We start from the raw sequence: 23,783 nt of genomic DNA, 5'->3' as shown, positions 1-23,783 counted from the left end.
TTATAGTTGCAATTTAAGAGCCCGTAAAGGGTGTCATTCCAGTGCCCCTGTGATGTATTCCAGTGCTTGACACTGGAATACAGTTTTCCATATAATCTCATCGAAAATGTTGTAACCACTTTCCATGCTAGTTTGCTTGTTCACAAGCAAACTTTTCTGGATCCCAGTGTCTGGGCACTGGGATGACAAGAGAAGGTACTAGCCTGACACCCTGACAACCGTCATCCCGCTGCTTGTTAGCGGGATCTATGCTAATGCCCTTTTATTCTTTCAATTATGTTATTTCCATTTAAATCTGTCTGTTCCGCAACTTCAGTGAATACAGTTGAATACTCCCTAAAACTGATCGTCATAACTTTACCCTACTTTGAATAATATTTTGATCATTACATATTGTAACAAAAAAAAATCAACACATTTCTTCTAACGGCTCTATATTAAAGATAGAAAGTCCAGAAGCAATGACGTGTGCTAAGGCTTGGACAAGTTGCAGCGGTGAGATCTTTCTTATATTTTTAATTGTGTAATCTTCTGTGTTTGTAAATGTTTTTTCTATACCCCACTGCAGTAATAAGTACTTTACGTTCTGAATGATTTATGATGTAAATTATACGGTAGTTGCTAACCCTTATCCTATATTGCCCTCTAAAGCTATGACATAAAGGCTTTCCTAGATTAAAAGGATCAACTGTAAGGCGTTTCTTTATGGCCTCCTGAACCATTAATTTAATCTTTGCCGGAAGAGCTGGAATTTCTTTTTCAATAACATTTTTTAAGAATTTTATAGTGTAAGTTTTATTTCCAGATGTTTTCATCATCCTCTACTTCTTCTTCACCTTCAGAGAGGCGATCGTCAGCTATTTTGGATAGCTCTACATCTTCTTCGAACTCTTCTTCCACTAAATCTACTAAAACTTCAGGAATAGTTTTATTTTGAGTCTCTGCCATTTCTGTAAGATACTGAGCCAATTTACTGTCAAAACTTACATTAACATTGAGCTTTTTTTGACTGTGAGCCATATATTAACCAGAAAATACTACTATAAACTATAACATTTTTACTTAATTTTGTCAACTTCTCTATTCGTTGAAAAAACAATCTTGCATAAAAAAATCAACTCATCTCTTCCAAAGGCTCTATATTGAAGATAGAAAGTCCAGAAGCGATGACGTGTGCTAAGGCCTGCACGAGAAACATTCTTGCAGCGGTGAGGTTTAAGTTGTCTTCCAGTATGAAACGCATGTTTAAATCACTCTTGCCATACCCCCATAAAACGTGAAACGCTTCTGCAACTTCAAGTAAGTAGAAAGTAATTCTGTGTGGCTCACAAAGCCTTGCTGCAATTTCTACCACATCTGGCCACTTTGCTAAGGTTTTTATGAGGAAGAGCTCTCCACCTGTCCTTAAAAGTGAAGGATCTGCTGTTGGGAGCTCTTTTGGAGCATTACGCATTAACGAATGAGCACGAGCATGCGCATATTGCACGTAAAAAATAGGGTTGTCTTTTGACTGTTCTTTAACTTTAGCAAAATCAAAGTCCAAGACCATATCATTCTTGCGTGTTAGCATTATAAAACGAGTTATGTCCCTGCCAACTTCTTCCACTACATCTCTTGCTGTTAGGAAGTTTCCTGATCTTTTGGACATCTTAACAGGTTTGCCGTTCTCGAAAAAATTCACAATATTATGCAGTTTTACCTCTATTTTTGCTTGATCATCACTGAGCGCAGAGACGACTGCTTTGAGTCTTTTGACATAACCGCCGTGGTCACTACCAAGCTCTACGATCATATTGTTAAAACCACGCGATATCTTATCAAAATGGTAAGCGATATCCGAGGCAAAATAAGTCCAACTGCCGTCCTCTTTCTTCAATGCACGGTCAACGTCATCACCAAATTTTGTAGAGCGAAATAGCATCTCTTTTCTGGAAGTCCAATTTTCGCTTTCTTTGCCTTTTGGTTTCTCCAGGTACCCTTCATACACTAGACCCTTGTCAGACAATATCTTTATACTCTCTTCAATTTTGCCACTTTTTTGTAGCTCATACTCTGAAGTAAAAACATCATGATTTACTCCAAGTAAGTTCATGTCTTCCTTTATGATTTCTAAGATAGAACTTAAAGTATAGTCTCTAATCACTTGATTATCTTGCTTTTCTAGAAGCTCTGCGCCATATTTTTTGGCCAGCCCAGTCCCTATTGGTTTTAAATATTCACCTGGGTATAAACCTTTTTCGATGCTGATTTTTTCTCCCAGAGCTTCCTTATACCGCAAATATACTGACCGAATTAGCGTATCTATCTGCGCTCCAGCATCATTAATATAGTATTCCTTAGTAACTTTATAACCAACTTTTTTCAATAAATTTGCCAGAACGTCACCAAATACTGCCCCTCTTGCATGACCAATATGCAGTGGACCAGTTGGATTTGCAGATACAAATTCAACATTAATGGCCTGATTGTTCCCTATATCTAGGGTGCCAAACTCTGTTTTTAGCTCATTTATTTGTTTTAAAATTCCATGCCACACTTCTATTTTTAAGTGCATGTTGATGAAACCAGAGCCTGCTATTTCCACTTTTGCAACTTCATCAAAAAGTTCAAATTCTTTGGCTAAAACCTCTGCAATTTCAATGGGATTCTTCTTTTCATGCTTTGCAAGCACCATAGCAACATTTGTGTAAATGTCTCCATGGACTCTATTGCTTGGAGGCTCTATGATAAAGTTTGCTGCACTTGTGCTTATAACACCCCTTTGTTTCAACTCATTCAATTTACTAAAGATTAGAGAAGAAATCTGCTTAAAAATGTTCATTCACTATATTGCTATAAAATCTATAGCAGTATAGTGAATAAGTGGGACTAGTTGAAGGTTTATCTTAACTATTTTATCTTCCTGGATCAGAGTTTATATTAAGTCGTTGCCGTAACCATGGTAAGAGAAAGCCATACCTTCGCTGTAACCATCATTACCAGCATCAGGCTCTTCAACATCATCAGTTACTACCTGATCTTCAGTTGTGATTTTATCCTTGATCGTCTCGTCTACACCCTCATCACTATAAGAAAATTTGTTAGTATATGAATAGCGATTATTGATTTTATCACTATAGTTATGTTTTAACATAGAGACCTCCTATACAGTCAAAATTGGAATTACATTAAGATAGAACAAGCTATGAATATAACGTGAATGAAAGAAACTACAGATCACGAAATTTCCGGATAACTATGGAACCATTATAAAATAATAAAATTAAAAATTTAATAATTTTAATTATAAATCTAGCATATCAACTAACGGTATGATTTAAATTTTCTTTCAATTCCACTGTATCTTCGCCAGTTTTGCATACAGCCCGTCTTTACTCATTAGAAAGTCATGAGTTCCTACTTCTTCTACTTTTCCATGATTAATTACTATAATCTTGTCAGTCTTGAGTGCGGTTGATAGCCTGTGTGTAATTACGATTGTTGTTCTGTTTTGCATTAACTTGCTCAATGCTTTTTGCACGAGGTTCTCACTTTTGTAATCAAGGGCAGAGGTTGCTTCATCCAGTATTAAAACCTGAGGATTGTTGAGTATGGCCCTTGCTATTACAATACGTTGTTTTTGTCCTTCAGAAAGTTTTAATCCTCTTTTTCCTACAAATGTATCAAAATTATCAGGCAGCTTATCAATAAATTCCATCGCATAAGCGCTGATGGCTGCTTGCTTCACTTCCTCATATTCGGCACCTGGTTTGCCATATAGTATATTTTCCATTATTGAGCAAGAAAATATCATGTGATCTTGTGGCACTAAGCCAAACAACGATCTGAGGTCATTTAGCGCAATTGACTTAATATTGTGCCCATCGATAGTAATGCTGCCTCTGCTTGGATCATGAAAACGGAGCAGAAGCTTTAAAATGGTACTTTTACCACTGCCAGATGGTCCAACAATTGATACTGCCTGACCAGCCTCTATAGAAAACGATACATTGTTTAACGCTGGCTTATCAAGCTGAGATTCATAAAAAAATGTTACACCATTAAACGAAATTCCTTTTTTAACACTACAAATTTTTATAGGGTCATCGGCATCTACTATAGAACTTTTCATATTTTTAAATTCAAATAAACGCTCTACTATTCCAAGACCTCGTTGTAAATCACTGATATTATCGCTCAAATTATTTATAGCTCCTGTTGCGAGCACTGAATAAACCACAAATGAGGAGAGTTCTCCTATAGTTATATTATTGCTTAAGACTTCTTTAATACCAAAAAAGAGCAAAACAACTAGTGAACCTATCACACACGTGATAACTAGAGTTACTAAAATAGCACGCAAGAGTACTAATTTTACGTATGATTTTGATACTGAGTTTAAATACTCCTTAAAACGGGTTTTTTCATTTTCTTCGAGTACAAACGATTTGATAGTCACTATAGATCTAAAATTTTCCTCACTAAATGACGCAAGCTCACTTAATTTATCCTGGGCAAAGCGTGCATAGCTACGCACTTTTTTTCCAAGTGAGGTCATGATAATGAGTAGTATAGGTATTATTGCGGCTGCATACGCAGTTAGTTGTATATTTGTATATAATAACATAGCAACACTGCCAATCAGAATCACAAAATTTCGTAATATGGTTAGTAAGCTGCTGTTTATTATTGATTGCAGCACAGAGGTATCAGTAATTAACGCTGAGATAACATCTTGTACGCCTGTGTTCTCAAAGAAACTTGGTTGCAAGTTAGTGATACTGCTATATAAGTCATATCTGATTCTTGCGATAACTTTCTCGCTGCCAATGCCAATGAAATATAACCGAGTAAATGCAGTGAGAGAAATGGCTAAAACTATAAGTATTGCAACTAATAGTTTGGTAGTAAAATCGTGCTCTGTGCCAGAATCAATTATATTGCTTAAGCCTCTGCCAAAGAGGAGGATCGTTAAGGCTGAAAATAAAACTGCAATAAAAGCTATGACAAAATAGGATAGATTAGGCTTTATATAGTAAAATAACTGCCTAATATTAGATCGCATCGTATTTTAAAGTTTCTAAAGTTAAGTATATAGATTTTAGTTTCAGGGGAAAGGGGAAAGGTGTAGTATGAAGCAATTTAGGTTCTGCAGCTGTTGTGATTTTAGTCCACCAAGAAAGGGTAGTAGCCCGCAGAAACGAAAAACTTGCTTGACAAACTCCGCCAGCCCTCTTATCATGAAACTGAAGCTATTGTATTTGCTTTCGCCAATCTGCAGATTAAAAGGTAAGGATTACTTAATGTATCGGCGTCTTATGTTCAATTTTTTGCAGTATATAGATACTGTATGTCTTTACAAAACTTCATCTACATCTAGATTTTTATCTAAATAAGCTGAACGCGCTTATAAAGCGTTACAAGACATCAAAAAATGCCAATACTCGACAGAGATAGTAAAAGACTAGCTAACTCGGGGATTCTTTGTCTTTTTTTCTGCTTAGTAAATTTCTTAAACATTTGCAGCGTAGGTTAGTTGCAATTAAAAGCAGCTAAATCTTGCTTGTCAAGCGTTTAAAACATAAAAAACGCCAATATTTTAAAGCAGATAATAACCCTAGGGCTTCTTTTGCCTTTTTTTTCGTTTGGTAAATTTCTTAATTTTATGGCTAAACGACAACCGTCATCCCGCTACGTGTTAGCGGGATCTATGTTAAGGTATGACGGTTAAGTAAGGGATCTATGTTAAGAGATACCGCGGCGGTATGACGGTTCGTGGCAGCGTGACGATAAGCTCGTCATCCCGCTACGTGTTAGCGCCGCGGCGGTATAGCTATACTTAAAAATATGGTTGAATAATTGTTAATAATAGTGTATAATTATTAATATTTTTAAGCACTTTGGCTATGGCTTTATCTAAGTTTCTCGACCCTAAGCTGGATTTGACCTTCAAAAAAATATTTGGCACTGAAAAAAATAAGAATATTCTCATACATTTTTTGAATGATATTTTAGGGTTTACTGAGATAAATACTATACAAGAAGTGGAATTCCTCAGTACTATAATGGATCCTGAAATTGCTTCTGATAAACAAAGCATTGTTGATGTTCTTTGCAGGGATTCTAGTGGGAACAGGTATATAATTGAGATGGTGCGACCTGAAAGCCTTCGGTCATATTGTTTAAAAGGAGAGGAATTCATTCAGAAAGAAACTGAAAGGATTCTAAAGCTTATTGAACCAGATGTTTTGCCATCTGAGTCTACGCATCAGTGCGAATTGGGTAACCAGTTGGTGCCGAGCGACGCGGACAATGAACCTCCTCTTGATAAAGAAGATGCTCAATCGTGAGAGAAAGCATAAACTACAAGCATCATGTGGTTGGAGGGCTAGGCTTAGTGGTATGGTGAACGTAAGTGAAGCTTCATAAGTATCGTAACGATTAAAGAGCTAAAGATGCTGATAAGCTCCGACCAAAAGGTAATGTGGATGAGTTACATTTTTCATTTCTGGATGTACGCAAATAATAATTCCACCGGTATAGAGAAGCCACCTAACCCACTATTGTATGACAAAAGGAACAGGATAAGCCTGTATTTTCGCCTATATGGCAGGCAACCCGCAAGGAATGCTGATGGATGTGCAGGTAAAGGATAATGGAGAAAGCGAATGCCATTTTGTAACGAAATGGATAGAATTTGTAACATTAATTCGCGTGAAAACGAGCAGACTTCCATTTGGTCCCTCATGACAAGAAACTTTGTTAACCACTTAAGGTAGGAAAGCAGATGATTACAAGTACAACTGTAAGTGCACCTACCAATAACTCCGAAGCATGGAACCAGTTACCCTGGAAGAAATGCCAAAAAGTTGTTATGAGGCTACAGAGGCGTATTGTTAAGGCTGTCCAACAAGGCAGATGGGGTAAGGTGAAAACTTTACAACACCTTCTCACACGCTCTTTTAGCGGCAAAGCTTTGGCGGTTAAGAGAGTAACTGAAAACCAAGGAAAAAACACAGCAGGTGTAGATCGTCAAATATGGTCAACTTGCAACACAAAATTTCAAGGAATAAAGCTATTAAAACAAAGAGGATACAAACCTTCTCCGCTAAAACGGATATACATCAGTAAGTCTAATGGCAAAAGAAGACCTCTTGGAATCCCTACGATAAAAGATAGAGCCATGCAAGCATTATACTTGTTTGCTTTGGAACCGATAGCTGAAACGATCAGTGATCGTCACTCTTATGGTTTTAGACCAAAAAGATCCTGCGCAGACGCTACTGTGGCTTGTCACTTGTTACTGGCAAGCCGTAACCAACTACAATGGATACTCGAAGGTGATATTAAAGGGTGTTTTGATAACATTAACCATGAATGGCTCATGAAGCATATTCCTATGGAGAAGAAAATTCTTCATAGCTGGTTAAAAGCTGGCTTCCTAGAATCAAAAACTCTGTATTCCACAACTGCAGGTACCCCACAAGGTAGTATCATCTCTCCAATACTAGCAAATCTAGCCCTAAATGGACTTGAAAAATCATTGGAAAGTCAATTTGGTAAACTTGGCAGTAAAAGAAGAAGCAAAATCAGAAGTGGAGTAAATGTAATCAGGTACGCAGATGACTTTATCATTTCAGGAATCACACGTGAAGTACTGGAAAATGAAGTAAAACCTCTAGTATCGTCCTTTCTTCAGGAGAGAGGTCTTATCCTTTCCGAAGAGAAAACAAAAATTACATCTATTACAACAGGGTTTGACTTTCTTGGTTGTAATGTACGCAGGTATAATAAGAAGTTAATTATAAAACCTTCAAAAGAAAGTATTAAGAAACTTCTTAATAAAGCACGTACATTGATAAAGGCAAACATAGCGAACACTCAGGCCGTACTAATCAAGTTGCTCAATTCCCTATTAAGGGGATGGGGAAATTACTACAGCCATGTGTGTGCGAAAAGAGCTTTTAACAAAATAGACCATGAAATTATGTGTGCTCTATGGAAATGGGCAAAGAAAAGACATCCTCGTAAAGGATTACGTTGGATAAAGAATCGTTACTTCAAGGTAATGAAACAACGCCAATGGGTCTTTGCTGCACCCATATGCAAGAACAAACCGAAAGAGATAAGGTATTTAAGACTGCTTAGGTTGATTGATATACCTATCAGACGACATGTTAAAATCAGGGCGGATGCAAATCCACTTGACTTAAAATGGAAAAAGTATTTTGATGAAAGAGTGAAACAAACAAAAATGTTAGCAAGCTCTTTCTCAAGAGAAGGTTCTCTACTGTTGGTGTCACCATTAAGAATGATGTTTTCTGAGGAATCATGAAGGACAAGCCGGTTCGAGAAAAGAAGGACTTAGATAAGGGGCTCAAGCGTAGTGTGGGGAAACCTGCATGCTGCGTTTCTAAGGGAGGGAGTAGTAGCAATACTACTTCCTTACCTAACCAGCTCGCTCGTGATAAAGGCTTTGAAAAACGCGCACAACTTTATGCTGCTAAGGCTTACTCAAGACAAGCTGATAAATCTGGTAAATACGTTGATTTAAAGAAGATTTTCTTTATCGCGATTTCAAATTGTACCTTATTCCCTGATAAGCTTGACTATATATCTAGCCATACCATAAGAGATGAAAAAACCAATGAGCATGACTTAAAAGATTTTCAATTTATCTTCATAGAGCTGCCAAAATTTCCTAAGAGTAGAGAAGAACAACTAGAAAGTGTAGTAGACCGTTGGCTATTTTTTTTCAAATATGCAGATGAAACAACGGACGAAGATCTCAGAAAAATTGCGGAAAAATCACCAATAATAAAGCTAGCATATGATGAATTAGATAAGTTTCACTGGAATGAAAAAGATCTAGTAGCTTATGAAGAAAGAATAATGGATCTGCGCAAAGAAGAAGCCATTCTTGAATACAGACTTGATCTTGCTAAAGAGGAAGGTAGAAAAGAGAGGGAAATTGAAGTCGCAAAGAATCTACTTAAAGCAGGTGTTTCTTTTAATATTATAGCTCAAACTACTGGTCTTTCTATGAGTGAGATCAAAGAATTGCAGAATTAAGTGTGAATGGTTACGAAAAATATAAGTTTTTGCGATAAACGACATAGTGATGTATTTGTTGTTCAGCATGTCAGTGGAATATTTTCTGGTATCTGTTCAGATGCATGGCTAATGCTGAAACAAAAATTCCAGTGCTCCTTTTTTTGTCATCCCAGTCTGGGATGGCTTTGTTGCATCGCTACTTATGAAAGGCTAACTATAGTTAGGATTATAAGCAACCTATTGAAAATCTTGTTTTTTTGCAATCAATCTGATCAAATTTAAGAATAGTAATTTGTTATTTATATTAATAAATTTAATTCTATTGAAAATAGCTAAAGCATTGAAATTCTTGAATTTTAGCCGGATTGGTAAATGGTAGTGAAATTTCTTTTACTCAAATTTAGGTATTCATTGACCGTTCTTGTTATAAATACCAGAATAATAAGCTACTGATATTCCCTATCTTTTTTATCTTTAATCCATCATAGCTAGCGATGCAACAAAGCCGTCTGGGATCCAGATTGGGCACTAAGTTGGTAAACACGAAAGCGCTTTACAACGTTTTTGATGGAACTGTGCAAAAGGACTGGATACCAGTGTCAGCTACTTGCATGACACCCATTTGTTCCTATAGTTGCTTTTCTCGTCTACCTTATTTTGCCACTCATCTGAACAGATACCCATTTTGGAGGGATACCAATAATAGTTGTGAGCGGTACAAGTTTAGTCCATATACCTTCCAAGCATAACACGCTCACGAAACTTTAATGCGATAGCTTGGTTTCTACTGAAAGACAGCATTATGCCAAGTGCGATGCTCGAAGATAAAAGAGAAGAACCACCATAGCTAAGTAACGGCAGGGTTATGCCGGTGGTAGGAAAAACACTCAATGTTACCCCTATGTTTATTATGAATTGTGTGATGAATTGAATTGAGATACCGAGAATCACCAACAGATTAAATAATTCATTTTCCCTATATGCAACGTAAAGCAAGCGGGCGGAAATGATGCCAAATAACATCAATGTGGCTAAGCACGTAATCAAACCAAATTCTTCTGCTAAAACAGAAAACACAAAATCTGTATGACAATCAGGAAGAGAGGCTTTTACGCTACCTTCACCAGGTCCAACTCCAGTTAATTGACCTCTTTTGAATGCTTCTAATGACTTTGTGACTTGAAAGTTATCGCGCTGCGTAAAAAAGACAAAATTGTAAATCCTTTGCTTTATATGTGGGAGGCATAAGTAAGCTATTGTAGTTCCAGTTGCGGCCATTCCTATTATGCATAAAAAGTATAAAAATGGTATACATGCAATAAACATTTGACCGATAAAAGAATATGTTAAAAGCATAGACATACTGAAATCAGGTTGCAAAAGTAACAACACAAAAACTAACAGAAATATTATGATTGATATGTGTATTTTAAACTTCATTTCGCTGGCCAAGATACTAGCTATAACAACAGAAAAAAATGGCCTTACAAACTCAGATGGTTGAACTGAAATTTTGACAATATGTAACCATCGTTTCGCACCTTTTACCTCTATACCAAGTATTATCGCAATTGCTACTAGAATAGTAAATAAAATGAAACCTGCGAACGAGAGGTTAAGTATAGTTCTTGTGTTGAGAAAAGAAAATGTCACCAAGGTAATTAGTGACAGGACTATATAAATTGTATGGCGCCGTATAAAATAATCCTGTGGTAGAAAAAGACGCTGCGCAATTACAGGGCTTGCTGAATAAACAAGAATGAAGCTTATAGTGAGCAAAAAAAACACTGGAAGGATGAGATAATAATCCAGCGTTCTATACCAGAGTTTAATATTCATTTTGTTCCAATGTGTAATGCCACTATTCCATAGCTCATATTATGAAACTCAACATTCTTAAAGCCTACCTCTTCAATTTCCATTTTAAAATCAGCCTGAGTTGGAAATTCTCTGATGCTCTTCACTAAATATTCATAAGAACTCTTGTCTTTAGCAACTATGCTGCCAATTTTAGGAATTACTTTAAATGAATATAAGTCATAAAGTTTGGTAAATATCTCATTTTGATAGTGCATAGGGGCAAATTCTAAGCAGATAAATTTCCCATGTGGTTTTAATACCCTGTGCGCCTCATTTAAAGCCTTCTTGCGGTCAGAAACATTTCGAATGCCAAAAGCTATTGTGCAATAATCAAATTCGGAGTCTTCAAATGGTAAACTTTCTGCACTTGCACATACCCAATCAAAATTAATTTGGTTTGAATTTATAGCTTTATCACGTCCTCTGTTTAGCATGTTTTGATTTATATCGCATACTGTAACCTTAGCACTTGGCTCTTTTCTTACTACTCTTATTGCTATATCTCCAGTTCCTCCAGCAACATCTAAAACCTTAGAGTTTTTTGTAAAATGCACACTATTTACCATCTTATCTTTCCATAATCTGTGCATTCCGAGGCTCATTATATCATTCATGGTGTCGTAGCGACTTGCCACGGAATCGAATACCTCTTTAACTAATTGTGATTTCTTCTCGATTTTTATAGTAGACATTACGTAAAAACTCCTTTATAATTAGTAAAAATTAATTTGAATTAACACAAATGTCAACGACAGGCCTTGAGCCTGTTAAAATCTTCTTCAGCGTGGTATGATGACCGAGTTAGTGGGCTTGATGCAACCACTAAGAAACCTTTGGAGTAAGCAATGTATTTATAATGCTCAAACTCTTCTGGGGTAACATACCTATCAAGTTTTGCATGTTTTGGAGTTGGTTGTAGATATTGACCAATTGTAATAAAATCAACCTCAGCACTGCGCAAATCGTCCATAACCTGCAGTATTTCCTCTTTTGTTTCTCCAAGACCAACCATAAGCCCTGACTTTGTGAAAACTTTAGGATTAATCTGCTTTACCATCTTCAGTAAATATAGTGAATGAAAATAGCGAGCTCGTGGTCTTATTTTTGCATACAATCTCGGCACTGTTTCAATATTGTGGTTATAGACATCAGGTGATGCAACAGCGATTGCTTCAAATGCTCCTTTCTTATTTAAAAAATCAGGAGTTAAAATCTCTATTGTTGTTTCTGAAGTTATCTTTCTAATTTCTTCTATGCACTGTATAAACTGATTTGCGCCACCATCTGGTAAATCATCACGATCAACAGAAGTAATGACAACATGTTTTAAGTTTAACTTTTTTATTGCTTTTGCTAAATTTTCTGGTTCATGAGGATCTAGTTTATCAGGAATGCCAGTTGCAACGTTGCAAAATGCACAAGCACGAGTGCAAACAGAACCGAGAATCATCACAGTAGCATGACGTTTATTCCAACATTCACCAATGTTTGGACATGCAGCCTCTTCGCACACTGTATGCAAGTTATGCAGTTTAACGATGTTTAAGGTTTCATTGAATACTTCACCGGTCGGAGCTTTTGCTCTGAGCCATTGAGGTTTGTTATGCATCTGAAACGGCTAACTCTACCTCTTGCTTTACTAAAACTTTTTTCAACCTTCTTTTTATCTTCTGCGCTTTCTCACTTAGTTTAATTGTTCTTGTGTTAAGCAAAAAAGCATCTAAATCACCTTTGTAATCTATAGTTCTCAAAGTTCTTGTTGCCACACGAAATCTAAACTTTTTATTCAATATATCACTTGTCAACGTAACCTTATGTAAATTTAAAAGAAAGGTACGCTTTGTTTTACGATTCGAATGTGATACCTTATTACCAAAAGATTTTTTTCTATTTGTTAATTCACAAACTCTACTCACTTCAATATACCAAATTATTCTATGTACTTAGATTACCTTATATAGTCAAATAGTCAATACTCTCTTGCTTAATTTTTATACCATATACTGCTTTATAGCCAAAAAATATCGTAATTTTTTCTATTATAAGAGAAATCATATGCTGAATTTCCAATGCTTTGCTGCCATTTGTTACTACCAGATGCAACACACCCGAATTTATATTCTGTGCATATGAGATCTTTTTCGGTTTTGTACACTCTGCTATTTCTTTCCCTACTATATTTCGCCAGTTTAAAATAAGACGTATTTCATTTTTACTAATCTTATTTTTCATGCATTTTAATGCATAGTTTTCAATTATAGACTTTAATTTTTTTGGACCGCTACGTTTGAGCATTTTTCTGTTTTTTTAGTAGGGAGATAATATAAAAGTATACATATAACTTGAGATTTTGTCATTACTGCTACATGTTTGTGAGATACCGTGACGGTATGACCATAATCGTCACTCCGCAACGCATATTGCATAGTCGTCATTCCGCGGCGTGTTCGCGGAATCTAGCTCTGGTCACGCTACTTAGATGACAACCTGCTAACTGCTTTACAAACCTCTAGCCTCACACCGTAAAAGCAGTATTTTTATGCAAAACTTATCTCAACGTAGCACTTGTCAAGATCGTTCCATTCAAAAATTTTTGTTTTGCCTCATAATTAACCTTAGAGGTTGTCCGGAAACAAGTAAAAGGCTATAATATCTGAAATTTTAGTACGGGGTAAAGATGAGAAAAAAGTATCCAACAGATCTAAGCGAAAGGGAATGGGCAAGAATAGAAAAACACTTCAGAGTATCATACAAGAAAGGAGGAAGGCCGCCAAAGTATAGCAAAAGAGAAATATTAGAAGCAATTTTCTATGTATTGCGTACAGGGTGTCAATGGCGGTATTTACCAAATGATTTTCCGCTATGGAAGACTGTGTATGAGCAGTTCAGGCAATGGAAGAAGCAGGGAATTTTTGAGAAAATGAATTATGAAATTACAAAATATAGTAGAAGAAAAATAGGAAGGAATGAGCAGCCGAGTGCCTGTATAGTAGATAGTCAATCTGTAAAGACTACAGAAAAGGGGGGATCAAAGGCTATGATGGAAGTAAAAAAGTAAAGGGTAGAAAAAGGCATATAATTACAGACACTCAGGGTTTTATACTAGGTTGTTACGTAGGCGCTGCTAACGAAAATGATAGAGATGGTATTAAAATAGCATTAAACAATATGAGAACAAAATATACTAAAGTTAAAAAAATGTGGGCTGACATGGGATACCAAGGAAGAAATTTAAAGAATCACATAAAGGAAGAATATGACATAGATATTGAAATTGTTAAAAGGCCTCCATGTAGATTTTGGGTGCACAAAGATACGCCACCTGAGCTACTACCAACAAGAGAACAAGGGTTTAAAGTACAGCCAAGAAGATGGGTTGTAGAAAGGACTTTTGCTTGGGTTAATAGGAATAGAAGGCTATCGAAGGAGTATGATTTACTCACAACATCCACTGAGAATTTCATATACCTAGCTATGAGTAGGGTTATGTTAAAGAGGGAATATGCTTGAATTTACTAGTTTCCGGACAACCTCTTATAGCTGTTTTAATTGTAATTGGTTAAATTATTATTAACTTGCCAGGCTAGATCCAAAAAATAGCATAATCAATATGCAAATTGCAATAGAAATCACGTTTGCGTATGGTTTATTGCTATGCAGTTAATCTTTCCTCAATCCAAGCTGCTTGAATAGCTTCGAGTATTTTTTCGTTACAGCGTTTTTCATCATCATCAAATTCCTCTAAACTCAATACCTTTTTTTTAAGCTCAGTGAATCTAATACTAATTATATTCTCATCTGGAAATTTTTCTTCCAGAGCTTCTACAATATCTTCTATATCAAGCCATTTCATACTTTTTTGTATTTATCTGCTAAGTTAAATTGGTGCCCATGGGGAGACTTGAACTCCCAAGGTCGCAAAACCCACGGATTTTAAGTCCGCTGCGTCTACCGATTCCGCCACACGGGCTTTTTTTATCTATCTAGAGTAAAACTCTACTACTAAATTGACTTCCATGTCTGCTGAATAAGGAACCTCAGAATATTGAGGTGACCTCAAATACTTCACTGAATGCTCTTTACTATCTGCTTCTAAATAATCCGGAGCCTTGCGCTCTTGTTTTTGTTCAGCCTCTACTACTACAGGGATTTTTGCTGCCCTTTCTCTTATTTTTATTATATCACCTGGCTTCACTCGATAACTCGATATGTTAACCACCTTATCATTAACTGTAACGTGCTTGTGAGATATGAGCTGCTTTGCTGAGTAAATTGTTGGAACAAGACCAGAGTGGTATAAAACAGAACTTAATCTCGATTCTAAGATACCGATAAAATTATCAGCCGTATAACCCTTTCTGTTATAAGCATCTAAAAATGTACGTCTGAGCTGCTTACTTGAAATCGCGTAGTAAAACTTAAATTTCTTATGCGCAGCAAACTGCTTACCAAAGTCGGATAACTTCTTGAATCCAAGAATACCATGTTGACCTGGAGGGTATTTCCTTTTGTTTACTGGGTCTTTAGCTCTACCCCATAAATTTACACCAAGTCTACGGCTAATCCTATACTTTCTAGTGATAACAGTTGTCATATAAAAACTCTCACGATTTAACTTTAGATTATTAAGGATTTTAGCACTCAGTGTCAACTTGTTTTTGCTGATATAATCTTTTATACTTCATTTTTAAGTTTTTCTATTAACACATGAATCATTCACATTTAAAATCTATGGCAAACGCCATCCGTTTTTTATCAATTGATGCAGTACAAAAAGCAAACTCTGGACACCCAGGTATGCCACTTGGCATGGCAGATGTTGCAACTGTTTTGTTTGCTAAATATCTGAATCATAATCCTGATGATTCTAAATGGTTCAATAGAGATCGCTTTGTTTTATCAAACGGTCATGGGTCAATGTTACTATACTCAATATTATATTTGACAGGTTATATTAGCGTAGATGAGCTAAAAAACTTCAGACAAATGGGATCCAAGACCCCAGGTCATCCAGAGTTCGGCTTGACTTCCGGGGTAGAGGCAACAACAGGCCCGCTCGGTCAGGGGTTTGCCACTGCTGTTGGCATGGCACTTGCTGAATCGATACTTGAAAAGCAGTTTAGAATCAATCACTACACTTATGTGATGCTAGGGGATGGCTGTCTTATGGAAGGAATAAGCCATGAAGCAGCATCACTTGCTGGGCATCTTAAATTGAATAAGCTTATAGCTCTTTTTGATGATAATGATATTTCTATAGATGGCGCTACTTGCCTTTCCTGTTCTGACGATGTAGAGAAACGCTTCTTAGCGTATGGATGGAATGTTGACAAAATTGATGGCCATGATTTTGATGCCATATCCCTTGCAATAGAGCAAGCAAAAAAGTCTGATAAACCTACAATGATCTGCTGCAAAACTATTATCGGAAAATTTTCAAGCCGTGCTGGCACATCCTCTGCTCACAGTGGTGCTTTTTCGGAGGAAGACATAAAACAGATGAGAGAGAAATTAAACTGGAATTATGAACCATTCCATGTACCAGAAGATGTGAAAAATGCCTGGAAGAAAACTGTTGAGAGAGCAAAACAAAACTACACGATGTCATTCCAGCGCGTGACGCTGGAATCCAGGAAAGAAGAAAAAGAATGGATCCCAGTGTCAAGCACTGGGATGACAAGAGAGAGTACTGGGATGACAGAAGAGAATGATGGGATGACAGGGTATCATGCAGAACTTCAAAGACGGTTAGATAAACATCTACCAGATAATATCGCTGGTGTTTTAGCTGACCTGAAGAAACAAATATGTGAGCTAATGCCAAACGAAGCTACTCGATCTTCTTTCGGCAGAGTAATGGAACTTTTAACTGAGTCTATGCCGGAATTAATCGGCGGTTCTGCTGATCTTACCGGGTCAAATTGCACTAAATATGAGCACATGCAGGTAATAAATAGCAATAATTATAGTGGCTCTTATGTCCACTATGGAGTGAGAGAGCACGCTATGGCAGCATGTATGAATGGTATGGCACTTCACGGCGCGATTCTTCCTTATGGCGGCACTTTTTTGGTATTTTCCGACTATTGTCGTCCTGCTATACGTCTTTCAGCTCTGATGAAGCAGCAGGTTATGTATGTCATGACTCACGACTCAATTGGAGTGGGAGAAGATGGCCCGACTCATCAGCCAATAGAGCATTTAGCCTCTTTGCGTGCTATACCAAATCTATATGTTTTTAGGCCAGCCGATGCAGTTGAAACTCTGGAGTGTGTTAGCATTGCACTCGAAAAGAAAGAATCTCCAGCACTGTTTGCGCTCTCAAGGCAAAACGTAAGTTACATGCGCAAGTTCTACTCTGATATCGATCAATCTGCTAATTTATCGAAGTTTGGTGCATATATTTTGTGTGAATGTTCAAAAGAATTAAAAGTGACGATATTTGCTACGGGGTCCGAGGTTGAAATTGCAGTTGAAGCAAGGGAGAAATTGCAGGAAAAGGGTATAGGTACAAGGATTGTTTCTATGCCATGCTGGAGGCTTTTTGACGAGCAAAGCGATGAATATAAAGCGGCAATATTAAATAATGACAGCATTAAAGTTGCAATTGAAGCCGGAAGTGAAATGGGTTGGCATAAATACATAGGTTCAAACGGTATATTTATTGGCATGAAAAGCTTCGGAGAATCAGCACCTTATAAAACACTTTATGAGCATTTTAATATCAACGCTGATCATGTGGTAAAATGTGTGTGTGAGAAGTTAGGTTGCATTCAGTAAACCTCTTGCATAACCATATGAAAGCCCACTCTTCTTTGTCATTCCAGCGCGTGACGTTATTTCCATCCAAGATGGTGTCATTCCAGTGCTCCTTTTTTTGTCATCCCAGTGCGTGACACTGGGATCTAGCCTTTATTATTTGGTTGAAATTAAGTCTTCTGGATCCCAATGTCAGCTACTTTCATGACATCATCATAAAGTAAAATGAGATCCCAGTGTCACGCACTGGGATAACAGGAGAAGGAGGCTACTTAGAGAGGATGTCATTCCAGCACTTGACACTGGAATGGCTTTGTTGCATCGCTACTTATGAAAGGCTAACTATAGTTAGGATTATAAGCAACCTATTGAAAATCTTGTTTTTTTGCAATCAATCTGATCAAATTTAAGAATAGTAATTTGTTATTTATATTAATAAATTTAATTCTATTGAAAATAGCTAAAGCATTGAAATTCTTGAACTTTAGCCGGATTGGTAAATGGTAGTGAAATTTCTTTTACTCAAATTTAGGTATTCATTGACCGTTCTTGTTATAAATACCAGAATAATAAGCTACTGATATTCCCTATCTTTTTTATCTTTAATCCATCATAGCTAGCGATGCAACAAAGCCATCCCAGTGTCAAGCACTGGGATGACACCTTTTCCGGTAGAAGATCACTATCAAATCACATTGCTCTGGTCATTATGATCACCATTATTTTGTTCAACTGATTGATCGACCCCAGGTGAAGAAGAATCATCATAAGGTTGTGTGTCAGACTTTTCTTCGTCAGACCCAAACAACCATGAAAAAAAACCACCAAAAAATGATGCAATTAATGAAAAAGGCTTCATAAGTATACTAAACAAACTACCAAAAAAAGAGCTCGGCTGTTCTTCTGTTTGTGCAGGTTCTGTGGAAGCAACAGGACCTACATCGTTGTCTTGTACATCAGTTCCTTGTTCTGCACTGGTGGTGCTGGTTTTTTCCCCTTCTTTGCTATTATCTGATTGTAGTTCAGTATCATCACCTACTCGTTTTTCTTCCTCTTGACCCCCTTCACTATCTGTCGATGATCCACCCGCTGAACTATCATCAGATTTTTCTGCTGGTTGCAATAGAGTTTTTATTCCTTCATCAGTGGCTAATTTGAAAGGAGTATTTCCATCTTCATTTTCTATATTAACATCTGCTCCTTTTTTTATTAAGAATTTTACTGTTTCCGCAGAGGCGTTTGCTGGACGATCTGCATAACCCATAAACACTTTATTTTTTGTAGCAAAATGTAAAGGAGTCCATAGATCGTTATCTTGTATATTAACATTCGCTCCTTTTTCTAATAAAAGTTCTGCTATATCCGTATAACCTTCTCTAGCAGCCCAATGCAAAAGAGTATGTCCATATGAATCTACTGCATCAGCATTTGCTCCCTTGTTTAATAAAGCTTTAACTATATCTTTATGTGTAATAGTTCAGACTTGATCTGACAGGCGTGAATTAACTGACAGAAGAATTGACAAAGTCAAAACCAAAATCAGCATCCTGTTTAATGCTATCAATATTTTTCTGATAAGCAATATGCATACTATCAAAAAAGGTTTGCATAGGTGTCTTACCATAGCAATATTTACCTGAATGCGGTCGAGATCTATTGTAAGAATGCACCCAATGGTCTACATCTAGCTGAAGCTCTGCCAAAGAGGTGTAAATTTTCTTTCTGAAGATAATATTGTAGCATTCATCTTGCATAGTTCTGTGGAACCTTTCACAGATGCCATTAGTTTGTGGAGAACGAGCTTTGGTTCGAGAATGATCAATATTTTCTACCCCCAAATACAGCTGGTAAGCGTGATTTTCAGGTCTGCCACAGTACTCTGTACCACGATCCGTCAAAATGCGTAGCAATGATACTTTCTGTTCATCAAAAAACGGTATCACCCTATCATTGAGAAGGTCTGCAGCTGTAATAGCAGTCCTTTCTGTATAAAGCTTAGCAAAAGCAACTCTAGAGTAGGTATCAACAAAGGTTTGTTGGTAAATTCGTCCAATACCTTTGATATTACCCACATAATAGCTATCTTGGCTACCCAAGTATCCTGGATGTTCTGTTTCAATTTCTCCATGGGCCTCTTTTTCTTCCTTAGCCTTCTCTAGAGCTGTTATCTGCTCTTCTGTTAAGATAATGCCATCTTGAGCTACTTTTGCTTCTAATGCCTTTAACCTCTTTTTGAAATTCTCAAGATCGTTTCTTTGCCACACTGATCTTATTCCACTTGCAGAGATGAGAATTCCTCTCTTTTTCAGTTCGTTTGCTGCTCTTTCTTGTCCATACGCTGGAAATTCTATTGCTATTTCAATTACTGCTTTTTCTATATCCTCCGATACCCTATTTGCATATAATGGCTTGCTTTTGCTTATCTCGTGTAAAGCCTCTTCTCCTCCTTTTTCATACAGTTCTTTGAAGCGGTAAAATGTATCCCTTGAATATCCCATTACCTTACACGCCTGTGATACATTTCCTAATTGCTTTGCAAGTTCTAGCAATCCCAACTTTGGTTTTAGTATTTTTTCTTGTGTTGTACTCATATCTGACACTCCTTTAAAATTTATTCATATTTTTATCTTACTTTGTTCGCCTGTCAGATCAAGTCTGAACTATTACACTTTATGGCTACTATTGTAATTATATTCCATCATACTCTGAAGAAGTGATTCCATTACTGTATCAACCTTTGCTCCATTATTTAATAAAACTTCAGTTGCATCTTTATGACCATAGAAAGCAGCTTCAAATAAAGGAACCCTTCCATCTTTATCTGCTATATTAACATCTGCCCCTGTTTGTATTAGAGCTCTTACTATTTCTACATTGCCCTTTATAGCAGCAAAATGTAAAAGAGTTTTTCCATCGTTGTCTATTGAATTAACGTTTACTTTTTTACTTAATAGACTTTGAACTTCCTCATAATTATCACTTTTAACGGCTGAATACAAAGCTTCGATGTCCTTTTGCGTTTCTTCTAGAATTTTTACTATATGTTGCCTGCCTTGTTGAGAGGCAAGATTTAAAGGAGTGCTGCGAGTATTATCTAGTGGAGTAACATAAATTCCTTTTGCTTCTAATAGAACTGTTACTATTTGCTGATTGTAACTTTTAGCAGCTTCATGTAAAGGAGTCTTTCCATCTTTATCTACTGCATTAACGTTGATTCCTTCTACTTTTAATAGAGCTTCTATTATGCTTGTATCGAGTGGTTGCGTTTTGTTGGCTTCGTCAACAGCAACATGTAAAAGAGCGCGTCCAGTTTCAGACTGTGCATTAACATCTGCTTTGCTATCAATTAAAAGCGAGACCATATCTTTGTTTCCTTTGGCAATAGCATGCCGTAAAGGAGTAAATCTGTTTCCATCTAAAGCATTAACATCTGCTCCTTCACTTATTAGACGCTTTAATCCATCAATATCACCTCTTTCAACAGCCTCAAATAAAGCAGCATTTTGTGGAACTTGGCTTTCTTCTTCATCATCTTGCAATACTGGACTAGCATCATCAGATTCTTCTGCGGATTGCAATAGAGTTTTTATTTCTTCATCAGCGGCTAAACCTAAAGGAGTATTTCCATTATCATCCTCTGCATTAACATTTGCCCCTTTGTCCAATAGATCTTTTACTATCTCTGCATGGCCATTTTCAGCAGCCCAATGTAGAGGAGTCTTTCCATCATCATCTACTGCATTAACATCTGCCCCTTTATCCAATAGAGCTTGCACCACCTGCTGATAACCACTTTCAGCAGCAAAGTGTAAAGGAGTCTTTCCATCTTTATCTTGTGCATCAACATCGATCCCTTTTACTTGCAGTAGGGCTTCTGCTACTTCTTTATGGCCATTTTCAGCAACCCAATGTAAAGAAGTCTTTCCACCTTTATCTACTGCATTAACATTTGCCCCATTACTTAGTAAAATTTCTACTTCCTCTTTATGGCCATTTTCAACAGCCCAATGTAAAGAAGTCTTTCCACCTTTATCTACTGCATTAACATTTGCCCCATTACTTAGTAAAATTTCTACTTCCTCTTTATGGCCATTTTCAACAGCCCAATGTAAAGGAGTCTTTCCATCTTTATCTTGTGCATTAACATCGATCCCTTTTACTTTCAGTAGGGCATCTACTGCATCTTTACGGCCATGTGCAGCAGCCCAATGTAAAGGAGTCTTTTCATCTTGACCTACTGCATTAACATCTGCCCCATTATCCAATAGATCTTTTACTATCTCTGCATCGCCATTCGTAGCAGCATAATGTAAAGGAGTCATGTTATATTCATCTACTGCATTAACCTCAGCTCCTTCACTTATTAGACGCTTTACTTTATTAGTATTACCTTTTATAACAGCAGAAAACCAATCATTATTTATACTTTGTAAATTACTCATCCCATACCTCCTGTAAAACTATATTGTTATGATAAAGTCGTTAATAATCTATGAGCTCTCACCCCCTGTAAAATTATATTATCATGATAAAGTCATTAATAACCCATGAGCTCTGGATCACGCAAATAATGGTTATTCCCTGTGTTTTTCAGTACATTTGAGCTGGCTGTACATAAGAATTGCAATTGTAGAGCATGCTATTGTTAATAGTAAATTTGGTAAAATACCATAGCGAAAAAATTTTCCTACTATATATATTCCAATAGCCCCAAATATCATATTGCAGAATGAGAGGACTGCACTACCAAGCCCTATACCTTTGATCGTTTCTAAAGCAGAAGTTACGTTATTGCTTATTATTAATGCAAGTCCGATATTGGCTGGAATCCAAGCAGTTTGAAGAATGAATATATTCAACTTGTCCGCGAAATAAAAATATACCAATAAACTATCGGATATTATCGGTAACACCAAACCTATTATTAGCATTTTGCTAACCCCTACTTTTGGTACATACCTTCTATTAATTAAAGTTCCAATTATGTAAAATATGACTATGATCGATATGAGGTAGCCAAAATACTGTACTTCAATGCCCATCGATTCAAATATGAACGGGTAGTTAGCAATGTATGCCCAAAGCCACATGAAAGTTAATCCATGAATGGCTGAAAACCCAAGGAAACGATAATTTCTAAATATTGATATATATTGCTTGAAGATATTAGTAGTTATGTTAGTTATACTGGTTTCATTTTTATTTACAGTGAGTGTTTCTTGTAACTTAAAGCAGATAAAAATAAGTATAGCAATTGCCGCGAGTGACATAATAAAAAACAAAAATTTCCAATGATACCCATGTGAAATTATATAACTGCCCACCACTGGAGCTATTCCAGGTGAGAGTGCCACAACCATATTTAATTTTGAAATTACTCTCGAGTATTCACTACCCGAGTACATATCCCTTATTGCTGCATACCCAACAACACCTGCAACACCAGCTCCTGCCCCTTGTATGAAGCGAATTAGTATCAAGAGCATAATACTGTCGGCTATATAACACATGACACTTGCCAAAGTAAAAATTGTCATACCAATCAGCATCATTGGACGCCTACCATAATGGTCCGATAATGGACCATAAATTAAGCCAGATACCGCAAATCCAACTAGATTTAAGCTAATTGTAAGCTGCACTACACTGCCTTCTACTTTAAAATAATTGGCAATGCTTGGTAGTGCAACTGAGTATAGGTCAGTTGCCATATCGACAATTGCTACAGACAATATCATAATAAGAGAGATGATATTTTGCGAAAGAGCTGTTTTCACTTAATGATTTACTGGATTAAATATACTTAATTATAATGTATTTTTTTCATTAGTATATTAAATTAACTACTGAAATTAAGAGTAGCTATTCAAGAAAAAGCCTGTGAAGGCTCTATCCAGTAGGGCAGTGCCATGACTACTTGGATCTAGTTTCCATTATACAATTTCATCAAAGCAGTTTACTTACTTGCAATTAAGTTTCTGGATCCAAGTAGTCATGGCACTGGGATGACAGGAGAAGGAGGCTACTTAGATGACACCCTCCTAGTGGATTCAAATCACAATGTTCGTACAGTTATGTGCTTTGACACTGAAATCTTAAGCTAAAATCATGAAAAGCACGAATTTCAATAT

Annotated in this window: 23 protein-coding genes, 1 tRNA gene and 1 pseudogene; 8 read left to right on the top strand and 17 right to left on the bottom strand. The window is 36.6% G+C overall.

What is annotated here, in order from left to right; translation table 11 throughout:
* Positions 1-515: 515 nt before the first annotated feature.
* From ABWU73_RS03660 to ABWU73_RS03640, 5 genes are all read right to left on the bottom strand, one after another.
* Entirely contained in the window at positions 516-818 is a 303-nt protein-coding gene (locus tag ABWU73_RS03660; protein WP_233395579.1) for a type II toxin-antitoxin system RelE family toxin, read from the bottom strand.
* Positions 796-1,020, bottom strand: coding sequence for a hypothetical protein (locus tag ABWU73_RS03655; RefSeq protein ID WP_010962565.1), 225 nt, complete (start codon positions 1,018-1,020; stop codon positions 796-798). The genes ABWU73_RS03660 and ABWU73_RS03655 overlap by 23 nt, the downstream gene beginning before the upstream one ends.
* Before the next feature lie 94 nt (positions 1,021-1,114).
* A complete protein-coding gene (gene argS / locus ABWU73_RS03650) occupies positions 1,115-2,821 on the bottom strand; it encodes an arginine--tRNA ligase (protein ID WP_010962564.1) in 1,707 nt (568 codons plus the stop codon).
* Between the two features lie 93 nt (positions 2,822-2,914).
* Positions 2,915-3,133, bottom strand: a complete 219-nt coding sequence (locus ABWU73_RS03645) for a hypothetical protein (RefSeq protein WP_010962563.1) — start codon at positions 3,131-3,133, stop codon at positions 2,915-2,917.
* 195 nt (positions 3,134-3,328) lie between these two features.
* Positions 3,329-5,044 carry an ABC transporter ATP-binding protein gene (locus ABWU73_RS03640; protein WP_264329714.1) on the bottom strand — a complete coding sequence of 572 codons (1,716 nt, stop codon included), beginning with the start codon at positions 5,042-5,044 and terminating at the stop codon, positions 3,329-3,331.
* 841 nt (positions 5,045-5,885) lie between these two features.
* On the opposite strand from ABWU73_RS03640, the pseudogene ABWU73_RS03635 reads away from it, so the two are divergent.
* The 5 genes and pseudogenes from ABWU73_RS03635 to ABWU73_RS03615 form a co-directional block, all read left to right on the top strand.
* Positions 5,886-6,131 (top strand): annotated as a pseudogene (locus tag ABWU73_RS03635) (PD-(D/E)XK nuclease family transposase); the annotation flags it as partial.
* A gap of 454 nt (positions 6,132-6,585) precedes the next feature.
* Positions 6,586-6,729, top strand: a complete 144-nt coding sequence (locus tag ABWU73_RS03630) for a hypothetical protein (protein ID WP_173862902.1) — start codon at positions 6,586-6,588, stop codon at positions 6,727-6,729.
* 37 nt (positions 6,730-6,766) lie between these two features.
* Positions 6,767-8,314 carry a group II intron reverse transcriptase/maturase gene (ltrA, locus tag ABWU73_RS03625; protein WP_006280223.1) on the top strand — a complete coding sequence of 516 codons (1,548 nt, stop codon included), beginning with the start codon at positions 6,767-6,769 and terminating at the stop codon, positions 8,312-8,314.
* A complete protein-coding gene (locus tag ABWU73_RS03620) occupies positions 8,311-9,051 on the top strand; it encodes an Rpn family recombination-promoting nuclease/putative transposase (RefSeq protein ID WP_264329580.1) in 741 nt (246 codons plus the stop codon). The genes ltrA and ABWU73_RS03620 overlap by 4 nt, the downstream gene beginning before the upstream one ends.
* 6 nt (positions 9,052-9,057) lie before the next feature.
* Positions 9,058-9,315: a hypothetical protein gene (locus ABWU73_RS03615; RefSeq protein ID WP_213862938.1), complete on the top strand. Its 258-nt coding sequence runs from the start codon at positions 9,058-9,060 to the stop codon at positions 9,313-9,315.
* Between the two features lie 441 nt (positions 9,316-9,756).
* On the opposite strand, the gene ABWU73_RS03605 is transcribed toward ABWU73_RS03615, so the two are convergent.
* Genes ABWU73_RS03605 through ABWU73_RS03585 form a run of 5 tightly spaced genes read right to left on the bottom strand, consistent with a single transcriptional unit; the run spans position 9,757 to position 13,188 of the window.
* Positions 9,757-10,872: an FtsW/RodA/SpoVE family cell cycle protein gene (locus tag ABWU73_RS03605; protein WP_264329579.1), complete on the bottom strand. Its 1,116-nt coding sequence runs from the start codon at positions 10,870-10,872 to the stop codon at positions 9,757-9,759.
* On the bottom strand, positions 10,869-11,585 hold the full coding sequence (ubiE, locus tag ABWU73_RS03600) for a bifunctional demethylmenaquinone methyltransferase/2-methoxy-6-polyprenyl-1,4-benzoquinol methylase UbiE (protein ID WP_264329578.1): 717 nt from the start codon (positions 11,583-11,585) through the stop codon (positions 10,869-10,871). Before ubiE ends, ABWU73_RS03605 begins: the two co-directional genes overlap by 4 nt.
* Positions 11,586-11,638: 53 nt before the next feature.
* The gene (gene lipA / locus ABWU73_RS03595) at positions 11,639-12,502 is read right to left on the bottom strand and encodes a lipoyl synthase (RefSeq protein ID WP_077188099.1); all 864 of its coding nucleotides are present in this window, start codon (positions 12,500-12,502) and stop codon (positions 11,639-11,641) included.
* On the bottom strand, positions 12,495-12,809 hold the full coding sequence (gene rpmB, locus ABWU73_RS03590) for a 50S ribosomal protein L28 (RefSeq protein WP_006279619.1): 315 nt from the start codon (positions 12,807-12,809) through the stop codon (positions 12,495-12,497). The genes lipA and rpmB overlap by 8 nt, the downstream gene beginning before the upstream one ends.
* Before the next feature lie 37 nt (positions 12,810-12,846).
* Positions 12,847-13,188 carry a DUF721 domain-containing protein gene (locus tag ABWU73_RS03585; RefSeq protein ID WP_010082513.1) on the bottom strand — a complete coding sequence of 114 codons (342 nt, stop codon included), beginning with the start codon at positions 13,186-13,188 and terminating at the stop codon, positions 12,847-12,849.
* Positions 13,189-13,570: 382 nt separating this feature from the next.
* Here ABWU73_RS03585 and ABWU73_RS03580 point away from each other — a divergent pair.
* Positions 13,571-14,403 (top strand): IS5-like element ISWpi1 family transposase gene (locus ABWU73_RS03580; RefSeq protein WP_094189578.1). Its coding sequence is split into 2 segments (ribosomal slippage): positions 13,571-13,940 and positions 13,940-14,403, totalling 834 coding nucleotides; the frame shifts between segments, so codons are not numbered across the junction.
* A 142-nt stretch (positions 14,404-14,545) separates the two neighbouring features.
* Here ABWU73_RS03580 and iscX read toward each other — a convergent pair.
* The 3 genes from iscX to rpsD form a co-directional block, all read right to left on the bottom strand.
* Positions 14,546-14,746 carry a Fe-S cluster assembly protein IscX gene (iscX, locus tag ABWU73_RS03575; RefSeq protein ID WP_010962556.1) on the bottom strand — a complete coding sequence of 67 codons (201 nt, stop codon included), beginning with the start codon at positions 14,744-14,746 and terminating at the stop codon, positions 14,546-14,548.
* Positions 14,747-14,776: 30 nt separating this feature from the next.
* Positions 14,777-14,863, bottom strand: a tRNA-Leu gene (locus ABWU73_RS03570).
* 9 nt (positions 14,864-14,872) lie between these two features.
* The gene (rpsD, locus tag ABWU73_RS03565; protein WP_010962555.1) at positions 14,873-15,487 is read right to left on the bottom strand and encodes a 30S ribosomal protein S4; all 615 of its coding nucleotides are present in this window, start codon (positions 15,485-15,487) and stop codon (positions 14,873-14,875) included.
* 113 nt (positions 15,488-15,600) lie between these two features.
* On the opposite strand from rpsD, the gene tkt reads away from it, so the two are divergent.
* Both tkt and ABWU73_RS03555 read left to right on the top strand, forming a co-directional pair.
* On the top strand, positions 15,601-17,673 hold the full coding sequence (gene tkt / locus ABWU73_RS03560) for a transketolase (protein WP_341810298.1): 2,073 nt from the start codon (positions 15,601-15,603) through the stop codon (positions 17,671-17,673).
* Positions 17,674-17,888: 215 nt separating this feature from the next.
* The gene (locus tag ABWU73_RS03555) at positions 17,889-18,062 is read left to right on the top strand and encodes a hypothetical protein (RefSeq protein ID WP_264329576.1); all 174 of its coding nucleotides are present in this window, start codon (positions 17,889-17,891) and stop codon (positions 18,060-18,062) included.
* Between the two features lie 275 nt (positions 18,063-18,337).
* On the opposite strand, the gene ABWU73_RS03550 is transcribed toward ABWU73_RS03555, so the two are convergent.
* The 4 genes from ABWU73_RS03550 to ABWU73_RS03535 form a co-directional block, all read right to left on the bottom strand.
* On the bottom strand, positions 18,338-19,111 hold the full coding sequence (locus ABWU73_RS03550; RefSeq protein WP_341810305.1) for an ankyrin repeat domain-containing protein: 774 nt from the start codon (positions 19,109-19,111) through the stop codon (positions 18,338-18,340).
* A 43-nt stretch (positions 19,112-19,154) separates the two neighbouring features.
* Positions 19,155-20,243, bottom strand: a complete 1,089-nt coding sequence (locus tag ABWU73_RS03545; protein ID WP_264329420.1) for an IS481 family transposase — start codon at positions 20,241-20,243, stop codon at positions 19,155-19,157.
* Positions 20,244-20,315: 72 nt separating this feature from the next.
* Positions 20,316-22,094: an ankyrin repeat domain-containing protein gene (locus ABWU73_RS03540; protein ID WP_353285518.1), complete on the bottom strand. Its 1,779-nt coding sequence runs from the start codon at positions 22,092-22,094 to the stop codon at positions 20,316-20,318.
* A gap of 132 nt (positions 22,095-22,226) precedes the next feature.
* Complete coding sequence (locus ABWU73_RS03535) at positions 22,227-23,390, bottom strand: multidrug effflux MFS transporter (protein WP_265017884.1); 1,164 nt, start codon at positions 23,388-23,390, stop codon at positions 22,227-22,229.
* Between the last annotated feature and the right edge of the window lie 393 nt (positions 23,391-23,783).

The sequence above is a fragment of the Wolbachia endosymbiont (group A) of Andrena helvola genome (assembly GCF_964028415.1).
Classification (GTDB): Bacteria; Pseudomonadota; Alphaproteobacteria; order Rickettsiales; family Anaplasmataceae; genus Wolbachia; species Wolbachia pipientis.
The sequence above is the reverse complement of the archived record's forward strand: the minus strand, read 5'-3'. Positions and strand labels throughout refer to the sequence as shown.

Excerpts from the sequence above, each read along its gene's own strand:
- ABWU73_RS03660 (WP_233395579.1), bottom strand. The coding sequence starts at position 818 with ATGATGAAAACATCTGGAAATAAAACTTACACTATAAAATTCTTAAAA.
- ABWU73_RS03655 (WP_010962565.1), bottom strand. The coding sequence starts at position 1,020 with ATGGCTCACAGTCAAAAAAAGCTCAATGTTAATGTAAGTTTTGACAGT.
- argS (WP_010962564.1), bottom strand. The coding sequence starts at position 2,821 with ATGAACATTTTTAAGCAGATTTCTTCTCTAATCTTTAGTAAATTGAAT.
- ABWU73_RS03645 (WP_010962563.1), bottom strand. The coding sequence starts at position 3,133 with ATGTTAAAACATAACTATAGTGATAAAATCAATAATCGCTATTCATAT.
- ABWU73_RS03640 (WP_264329714.1), bottom strand. The coding sequence starts at position 5,044 with ATGCGATCTAATATTAGGCAGTTATTTTACTATATAAAGCCTAATCTA.
- ABWU73_RS03630 (WP_173862902.1), top strand. The coding sequence starts at position 6,586 with ATGGCAGGCAACCCGCAAGGAATGCTGATGGATGTGCAGGTAAAGGAT.
- ltrA (WP_006280223.1), top strand. The coding sequence starts at position 6,767 with ATGATTACAAGTACAACTGTAAGTGCACCTACCAATAACTCCGAAGCA.
- ABWU73_RS03620 (WP_264329580.1), top strand. The coding sequence starts at position 8,311 with ATGAAGGACAAGCCGGTTCGAGAAAAGAAGGACTTAGATAAGGGGCTC.
- ABWU73_RS03615 (WP_213862938.1), top strand. The coding sequence starts at position 9,058 with ATGGTTACGAAAAATATAAGTTTTTGCGATAAACGACATAGTGATGTA.
- ABWU73_RS03605 (WP_264329579.1), bottom strand. The coding sequence starts at position 10,872 with ATGAATATTAAACTCTGGTATAGAACGCTGGATTATTATCTCATCCTT.
- ubiE (WP_264329578.1), bottom strand. The coding sequence starts at position 11,585 with ATGTCTACTATAAAAATCGAGAAGAAATCACAATTAGTTAAAGAGGTA.
- lipA (WP_077188099.1), bottom strand. The coding sequence starts at position 12,502 with ATGCATAACAAACCTCAATGGCTCAGAGCAAAAGCTCCGACCGGTGAA.
- ABWU73_RS03585 (WP_010082513.1), bottom strand. The coding sequence starts at position 13,188 with ATGCTCAAACGTAGCGGTCCAAAAAAATTAAAGTCTATAATTGAAAAC.
- iscX (WP_010962556.1), bottom strand. The coding sequence starts at position 14,746 with ATGAAATGGCTTGATATAGAAGATATTGTAGAAGCTCTGGAAGAAAAA.
- rpsD (WP_010962555.1), bottom strand. The coding sequence starts at position 15,487 with ATGACAACTGTTATCACTAGAAAGTATAGGATTAGCCGTAGACTTGGT.
- tkt (WP_341810298.1), top strand. The coding sequence starts at position 15,601 with ATGAATCATTCACATTTAAAATCTATGGCAAACGCCATCCGTTTTTTA.
- ABWU73_RS03545 (WP_264329420.1), bottom strand. The coding sequence starts at position 20,243 with ATGAGTACAACACAAGAAAAAATACTAAAACCAAAGTTGGGATTGCTA.
- ABWU73_RS03540 (WP_353285518.1), bottom strand. The coding sequence starts at position 22,094 with ATGAGTAATTTACAAAGTATAAATAATGATTGGTTTTCTGCTGTTATA.
- ABWU73_RS03535 (WP_265017884.1), bottom strand. The coding sequence starts at position 23,390 with ATGATATTGTCTGTAGCAATTGTCGATATGGCAACTGACCTATACTCA.